This is a genomic window from Aeromonas sp. PrichA-15 (assembly GCF_017939245.1).
In the GTDB taxonomy this organism is placed as follows: domain Bacteria; phylum Pseudomonadota; class Gammaproteobacteria; order Enterobacterales; family Aeromonadaceae; genus Aeromonas; species Aeromonas caviae.
In genome coordinates this window covers 1-401 of the sequence record NZ_JAGKRH010000079.1, presented here as the reverse complement: position 1 = coordinate 401, position 401 = coordinate 1, and the positions used below count along the sequence as shown (strand labels likewise).

The 401-nt window shown below is 61.1% G+C and carries 1 protein-coding gene; it reads right to left on the bottom strand.

Annotated elements, in window-relative coordinates; all coding sequences use genetic code 11:
- On the bottom strand, window positions 1-401 hold a 401-nt coding region (locus J9889_RS12325), incomplete at both ends, for a phage terminase large subunit family protein (RefSeq protein WP_210556851.1).

Sequence of the window (401 nt, the reverse complement as noted above, 5' to 3'; positions counted from 1 at the left end):
GTCACCGACTCGGGAGGAGGGATCGGTTGGTCATCACTGTCGAACCAGTCGATGGAGTCCCGCGTCCAGATGCCGGTGCGCTCGCAGATCCAGCGTTCCACCGTCTCGTAATCCATCTCATGCTGGCGAATGGCGCAGCCATTTGCCTCGCACAGATAGAACGCCGAGTTGTGGTTGTTACCGTCCCACTTGATGCCGAACTCGGCATCGGGGCCGCCCCACTTGAGGTACTGCTCTGCATGGCAATGTGGGCACTTCACGTGATAACGCATCAGGTGCTGCGATTCGCTGGCCGCCCGCTCTATCTGGCACTGCCCCGCGATCTTGGGGGTAGAGCCACGGATTGATTTGGGGTGGGTCGAGCCCTCCATCCGCTTGTCACCGAGGAACGTGGGCGAACC